Origin of the sequence: Mammaliicoccus sp. N-M50, assembly GCF_022386995.1 — a bacterium.
Classification (GTDB): domain Bacteria; phylum Bacillota; class Bacilli; order Staphylococcales; family Staphylococcaceae; genus Mammaliicoccus; species Mammaliicoccus sciuri_A.
This window is the reverse complement of record NZ_JAJNJA010000020.1, coordinates 1-2,115: the sequence shown is the minus strand read 5'-3', so window position 1 is coordinate 2,115 and position 2,115 is coordinate 1. Positions and strand designations below refer to the sequence as shown.

At 29.4% G+C, this 2,115-nt stretch carries 3 protein-coding genes; all 3 read left to right on the top strand.

Going from position 1 to position 2,115, the window contains the following annotated elements:
- Nucleotides 1-796, top strand: a 796-nt coding sequence (locus tag LQ622_RS14825) for a glycosyltransferase (RefSeq protein ID WP_239775472.1), incomplete at its 5' end; no start/stop codon positions are given.
- A gap of 243 nt (nt 797-1,039) precedes the next feature.
- A complete protein-coding gene (locus LQ622_RS14820) occupies nt 1,040-1,399 on the top strand; it encodes a hypothetical protein (RefSeq protein ID WP_239775470.1) in 360 nt (119 codons plus the stop codon).
- A 115-nt stretch (nt 1,400-1,514) separates the two neighbouring features.
- On the top strand, nt 1,515-2,115 hold a 601-nt coding region (locus LQ622_RS14815; RefSeq protein ID WP_239775474.1), incomplete at its 3' end, for a UTP--glucose-1-phosphate uridylyltransferase.

The following is a 2,115-nucleotide window of genomic DNA, read 5'->3' as shown; positions in this document are numbered from 1 at the left end:
GAATCTAAAAGTTATATTTAGTCTATATGATCATTTTGATAAAGTAGTATCTGTTACCGAAAGTGCAAATGAAGCGAATAAGTTAAATCTATCTAAATATATTACCAATCCAGAAAAGAAAATGATCTCAATCAGTAATATCATTAATGGTGATGAGATTATAGAAATGGCAACATTAGGAAAAGATAGAAAATATATAGATGATGAAACGAACCAAGAATACTTAATCTTTGCTAAATCAGATGTGAAAGATCATCAAATTACGATGAGAGCAGTAGAATTACCGGACTCAAAATTCCATAATTTTGTTAATATAGCAAGATTATCACCTGAAAAAAACCACGAAGAACTTATTAAAGCATTCGTTAATGTCGTAGAGAAACATCCAGAAAGCCGCTTATATATTATTGGAGACGGTCCATTAAAGAAAACATTAAATCAATTAATTGGTAGATTAAGAATGCAAAACCATATCTTCCTATTAGGATTTATTGAGAATCCATTCATGTTTGTTAGCAAATGTGATTGTTTCATACTTGCTTCTAATTACGAAGGACAAGGAATGGTCGTAATGGAAGCACAGGTACTTGGTTTACCTGTAATTGGAACAAATGTAGCAGGAATAAATTCTATTATTAATGGAAATAATGGATTATTGGTTGAAAAGAATGTTGAAGCAATAGCTGATGGAATGATTCAGTATATTGAACAAGGTATCGTTAAAGAGGAATTTGACTACGAAAATTATAATAACGAAATTATTGATAAATTTAATCGTGAAATTTTAGAACAATAAAAAAGTGAATAATTTTAGAAAGCAACCTTCAAAAATAAGAAGGTTGCTTTTTTGTGTGATTAAATTTTACAAAAGTAGATTTGTAATTTTTATACTTTTTTCGAAGTTAAAATGCTTATTGTAATTGAATGAAAAAAGTTGAATTGTAATATTAAAAATAAAATGTTGAAAATCAAATTTACAAATGTAATAATTTATAGTTTAATAATAATATTGATGTTTACATAGGGGAGAGATGAAACATTGAAGAATATACTTCTTGTTGGGATTATTTTTTGTCTAACAATACTTTCTGCAGTATTAATGATTACAACAGACAATAAAGATAAAGATAGTAAAAAGACAAAAGAAGAAAAAACAGAACAGACGACTAAGAAAAAAGAGCCACAACAGAAAAAACTAGACAAAGCAATGAATATAAAAACTCAAGAAGATTTAGCTGATATTATATACAGTAAGCAAGATGAACAAACAAAGATGAACGCATATAATGAAGCAATCAAAAAAGGGATATTGCCAAGAAGTCATAATTATCAAGAAGCGGTTTATGCATATGAAGAGTCCGTGTGGTTATCTAAGAACGAAGATATCAATCCAAAGTAATTATTTAAATAATTACTTTGGATTAAAATTTTAGGAAAGAATATGGATTATATAGTCAATTAAGCATTTAAGTTGTATAAGAGAAAGGAAAATTAAAGTGAAAGATAATAAAGTTATTAAAAACAAAAATGAGTTTAAAATAAAAAAAGCAATTATACCTGCAGCTGGCCTAGGAACAAGATTTTTACCTGCTACAAAAGCAATGCCTAAAGAAATGTTACCAATATTAGATAAACCAACAATTCAATATATCGTAGAAGAAGCGTCACGTGCTGGAATTGAAGACATTCTTATCGTAACTGGTAAACATAAACGCGCGATTGAAGATCATTTCGATATTCAAAAGGAACTTGAAACAACTTTATATGAAAAAGGGAAACTTGAATTACTGGATAAAGTTCAATATTCAACAGAATTAGCGAACATCTTCTATGTTAGACAGAAAGAACAAAAAGGATTAGGCCATGCGATTCACACAGCGAAGCAATTTATTGGAAACGAACCTTTCGCCGTACTGTTAGGTGATGACATTGTTGAATCGGATAATCCAGCTATTAAACAATTAATGGAACAATATGAAGCAACAGGTAAATCAGTTATTGGAGTACAAACAGTACCTGAATCAGAAACACATCGTTACGGCATCATTGACCCGAATTCACAAGATGGTCGTTTATACGAAGTGAATCGTTTTGTGGAGAAACCAGAACAAGGAA